We start from the raw sequence: 4,756 nt of genomic DNA on the forward strand, positions 1-4,756 counted from the left end.
AGATGATCCGGGCCGCCCGGTGGTCCGCTCCGGCCCGGTCACCGCCGGATGCTCGGCGTCACGGCCGAGCGTGGCGCCCGGCCGGGCCGCGGCGCGCCGGGGCATACCGGTACCGGCGCGGCCGGGGCCGTGGGCATGGCCGGGGTTGTGGTGGCGCAGCAGGATGTCCGGCGGAGCACCCGGACCGGACAGCGGGAGTGCGCAAGGCGGCCGCGGGGCGGTCCGGGGTGACGTGGGGACGGCGCCGGACGGCGTGGGGACGGCGCGGTGCCGCCGGGCCGCGGCAGCCGGGCGCCCCTCTTCGCGGGTAGCCGGCTCGGGATACCGCAGGCGCCCCGCCAGCCGGCGGACGGCCGGCTCGAAGGCTGCCGCCGGCGTGCCGGGCTGCGGGCACCGGGTGTGCGGCGCACCTCCCGCCCGCGTCGGCGGTGCCTTCTTCCCCACGGTCGGCAGGGTCACCGGCGCTGCCTTCCCCGGCGCCGGTGCGACCACGGCGTCGGCATCCGCTGTCCCGGCGAGCCGGCACAGCAGGGCCTGGTCGGCACGCGCCGGCTGTCGGCGTACCTCCGGCGGCGCCGGAACCCGGCTGTCCACCGGCTGTCCCTGCTGCTCCGGCCGCTGCTGCTCCGGCCGCTTTGGCCACCGCGGCTGCTCCGGCTGGCATGGCGAGCCGTCCGCCCCACCGGTCCTCACCCCGTCCGGGTCCGCCGACGCGTGGTGCGCGGCTCCTGGGCGTGCGCCACGGGGTAACGGGAGGCGCTGCCGGGCCCGGCGTGGCGGTGCGCCGGCGGGCCGCTCCTCCCCCGTGGCGTCGTCGTTCAGGCCGACGCCGTCCAGCACCTGCTCCAGGCACGTCCCGAGCAGCGGCTGGCGGTGCAGCCGGGGCGGCTCGGCCGGCGTCCGAGCCCACGCCCAGAGCGCACACGTCCTGGCCGCCCGCCGCGCGGGGGCCGCCAGGGCCCGCGACCAGCTGTCGATCGACGGGCCGGTCGACAGCACGGTGGCGGCCCGGCGGGCCGGGCTCGACCACCACAGCCGGTCGAGTATCACCGGTCCCGGTCTGCCCGGGACCGCACCAGCCATCGGCACGCCCGTCATCGGCTGGCCCCATCGGCGCGGACCAGCTCGAGGTAGAGCAGGATCTGGCCGATCGTCATCCCGCTCACCTCCTCCGGCGTCCATCCGAATTCCCTGGCCAGCACGAAACAGGCCCGCGCCAGCGGGGTCTGGACCAGCTCGGCCAGCTCGTCGCGCGGGGTGTCGACGCCGCTGATCTGGTTGATCCGCTCGACCAGGAACCTGGCCAGGCCCGCCGGCAACCGCGTTATCTGGTCGAGCCCGAGGGCGGGCTTAACGAGGGCCTGTCTGATCATCAACGCGGCAGCCAGGCCGTCGTCGTTGTCCTCACCGGCACGGCCGATCTGCTGCAGGTCCCGTACGGTCAGTGGCCGCAGCACGACCGTCGCCTCGACATCCTCGACCTCCTCGGTCTCCTCGGCCCCACCGCCCGCCAGCAGTGCGGCGGGTATCCGGACGTCGTGCGTCAGGTCCGCCCCGACCAGGAGATCCTCAGCCGTCAGCGTCATCGCGCATCCTCACCGTGTGCTCGCTACGTGCTCACCGCACGGCCATCGGAGTTCGACGGAGGCGCAGCGTGTGCTCGTCCGGACGTTCACGGAACGCACTCCGGGTGCCCGTCGAATATCCGTCGAATGGCAACCGAATGCCCATCCGCCTGCCTGCCTGTGCGTTCATCGGGTACCGTCCGGCCGTGCCCTTGTGCCGTGCCCTTGTCAGGACGCCGGGAGCGCGGGGAAGGTCACGGACACGTCCTTGCCGGCCTCGTTGTCGAGGACGCCGATCCGTGTCGCCTTGAACCGGACCTGCTCCATCACGAAACCCTCCTGCGGCAGCCGGAAACCCCACGTCTCGAACTTCACGCCGAAGACGTTCACCTTCAGCGCGTTGTCCGGGATGTGCGAGTTCCGCAGGGTGAGGTTGAGAACGAAACGCGGCTGGATGCTCGTCCTGTCCTTCTCCAGAGCACCGCGGCCCAGCAGCAGGAACAGCAGGGAACCGTTGATGTAGGCCCGGCCGATGCCGCCGCTGATGTGCACGTTTCCAGGGGAGATCGTGCTCACGTCACGCGCGCCGATCTCGTAGAACTCCTCCAGCTCCGTGCGTACGCACACCTCCACGTCGGTGACGCGGCCCACGACCGCGGAGCTGTAGGCGTCGTTGACGGCGGTGAAGTCGGCCTGTTGGGCGGGAGTGCCCTCCACCGCGATGCCGAGCGTGCCGTGGGCGCCGACGTACACCTTGTCCAGTGCCATGCGGCTCCTCCTTCCGGACGGGTTGGGAAACTCGAGGAAACGCTTTCCCGAGGAACCTCTTATTCAAGGAAAATCGTGACCTCGATGAAGTCGATGCTGAAGGTGGGCCGCAGGATCAGCGTCACCGCGACGATTCCCTTTCGCTGCTGTTCCCGGGTGGCCGTGACGTCGAGGTCATAGCTGATCAGCATCTCGCCGTCCACCATCTCGTTGAGGAAACTGGCGATGGTGGTCCGCAGCGCCGTGCGTACCCGCTCGTTGTTCAGCAGACCGATGTAGGACGTGCTCGCCGCGCGGACGCCGAACTTCGCGTAGTCGACGATCCGACGGGTGGTGATCTGTTTCCAGGCGGTGTTGCCCGACGTCGTGATGCCCTGCACGACGCGGAAACCCTGCCGCGCCTCCAGGGCGAGTATCCGGGCCTGGACGAGCTGGGTCAGCTGCGCCCGGGTGTAGCGCACCTCGAGATCGCCGACCGGCAGCGCCTTGTTCGTCAGGCTGACGTGGGGCGGGTAGCTGGCGAGCAGACCGGCAACGGCCGCCGCGGCGTACGCCCCGGGCAGCGTGACGTCCGTGCCGGCGGCGGCGTCCCCGAACGTGATGCCGGGGGCGACGAGGACGACCCGGTCACTGTCGATGTTGTGACCGCGCAGGACGTCCAGGCTGGTGCCGAGCTCGGCCCCGACCACGGCGATGCGGTCCCGCCCGAAGGCGTCGCTGCTGGCCAGCTGGCAGTGGCCGCCGAGCTCGTCGGCGAACGCCGTGCTCCGGCCCGCACCGACGATGATGTGCGCGTCCTCGTTGAGCAACAGGTCCAGGGCCGCCTTGTACTCGGTGTCGCCCGTCCCGGTGGCTTCGCCGTTGCTGCCCGGTGTGTTGCCGGTGCCGGTGCCGAAGGCGGCCGGATAGTCGGTGGGTTTCAGCGCCTTGCCGGACTGGCCACCCTTTCTCGCGTCCACCCACGCCGAGGAGCCGATATCGGTGACGAGATCGTCACCGTTGACGACGGTATACCGTTCCTCGGTACGGCCCAGGCTCAGCACGACCGTGTTCGCACCCTCCGGAGCGACCTCGTACCACGCGGTGACCACATCCTCCGCCTTGAGGGTGAATCCCTGGGCGAACGTGAGAGCACCGGTAGAACGATTGATCTTCACTTCGTTCGCCTGCGGAGTCGCCGTGTCGTCCCGCAGGACGCTCAGTGAGCGGGTGACGCCGTCGGCCGGGGTGAACAGCTGCACCCGGTTGCGGGCGCTGTTTCCCACCGGGGTGTGCTGCAGCGTCACCGAGGTGGCGCCGGTGTGCTTCTCCGGGCCGACGAAGGCCGGCGAGTCGGCGGCCACGACCTGCACGCCCAGCTCGCCGCTCCAGGTTCCCGGGCTCTTCGCCGTCAGCACGACGCCGTCACCGCCGTCAGCCGACCGGAGCGTGTGGGCCGCGGCGGCCGCGGTGGGACTGCCGTTCCCGTCGACCGCGGACACCCGCACCGCGATGATCGAGGTCGCGCCGTGCGCGGCAGCGATCTCGATGGCGCGCACGAGGGTCAGCTCGTTGCTCCGGCCGTCCACCCAGGGGTCGTAGGCGCCGAATATCTCCCGGGCCTCAAGGAAACCACCCACCGCGACGGGTTTGTTGAGCTCCCCCTTCCGCGCGGTGCCGACGACGGCGACCGTCCCGACACTCACCCGCGCGGGTACGATCAGCCCCTCCGGCCGCACATCGATGTAGGTGCCGGGCAGCACCATCTCAGCCATGCTCCGTCCTCCTTCTGGGTCGGCCGGCTTCTGGGCCAGCCGGCTTCTGGGCCAGCCGAACTGGGTCGGCCGAATGCCCTGGTCAGCCGGGTACGCGTGCGGCCCGCAGGTAGAGCACCGCCGGGTGGTCGAAGGGCGTGGTCCCAAGCGAGACCTCGAGGCGGTCCTGGGCGTCCGGCAGTGGTACGGGCGGGTTCAGCGCCAGCTGCCCCACCTGGTAGCCATCCGGCACGCCGTCGGAATCCCAGTCGCCGAGCAGCAGGTCACCGGCTTCGTCGAAGGCCGCGACGAACTCGGCCAGCGACGGGAAGACCCACACACCGTGACGCTGCGGGGACACCGGGTCCGCGACGGCCGCGAGAAACGCCGCGAGCGTCGGATACCCGGCCGGTGCGCCGGTGGCACCGTCATGGGTGCGCAGCAGCCGGACGCCACCGGTGGGTACGGGCGCCGGCAGGTAGGCGGCGATCGCCAGGTGGCCGACACCACGCCGGCCACCCCGCAGTACCAGCGCGGCAGCGCCGGTCTGATCCCAGCGGACACTGTCGCCGGTGACCGTGGCCCGCTCCTCGACCAGCGAGCCGGCCACCTCCTGGCCGGTGTCGACGGGTACCACGGCTATCAGGCTCTCGGCGTCCACGGTCGGCGCGAGCTGGTATTCGAACAGGA

The 4,756-nt window shown here is 71.5% G+C and carries 3 protein-coding genes and 2 pseudogenes; all 5 read right to left on the reverse strand.

Features of this window, described 5'->3' with window-relative positions; translation table 11 throughout:
* Positions 1-1,083, reverse strand: a pseudogene (locus NBW84_RS14310) (hypothetical protein); the annotation flags it as partial.
* 11 nt (positions 1,084-1,094) lie between these two features.
* On the reverse strand, positions 1,095-1,586 hold the full coding sequence (locus NBW84_RS14315; RefSeq protein WP_250285224.1) for a hypothetical protein: 492 nt from the start codon (positions 1,584-1,586) through the stop codon (positions 1,095-1,097).
* Positions 1,587-1,793: 207 nt separating this feature from the next.
* A complete protein-coding gene (locus tag NBW84_RS14320; RefSeq protein WP_250285225.1) occupies positions 1,794-2,333 on the reverse strand; it encodes a hypothetical protein in 540 nt (179 codons plus the stop codon).
* Positions 2,334-2,392: 59 nt separating this feature from the next.
* Positions 2,393-4,087, reverse strand: coding sequence for a phage tail sheath C-terminal domain-containing protein (locus NBW84_RS14325; RefSeq protein ID WP_250285226.1), 1,695 nt, complete (start codon positions 4,085-4,087; stop codon positions 2,393-2,395).
* Between the two features lie 82 nt (positions 4,088-4,169).
* Positions 4,170-4,756 (reverse strand): annotated as a pseudogene (locus NBW84_RS14330) (hypothetical protein); the annotation flags it as partial.

The organism is Protofrankia sp. CiP1_Cm_nod2 (assembly GCF_920664355.1).
Taxonomy (GTDB): Bacteria; Actinomycetota; Actinomycetes; order Frankiales; family Frankiaceae; genus Protofrankia.

Coding starts and splice junctions, on each gene's coding strand:
- NBW84_RS14315 (WP_250285224.1), bottom strand. CDS start 1,586: ATGACGCTGACGGCTGAGGATCTCCTGGTCGGGGCGGACCTGACGCAC.
- NBW84_RS14320 (WP_250285225.1), bottom strand. CDS start 2,333: ATGGCACTGGACAAGGTGTACGTCGGCGCCCACGGCACGCTCGGCATC.
- NBW84_RS14325 (WP_250285226.1), bottom strand. CDS start 4,087: ATGGCTGAGATGGTGCTGCCCGGCACCTACATCGATGTGCGGCCGGAG.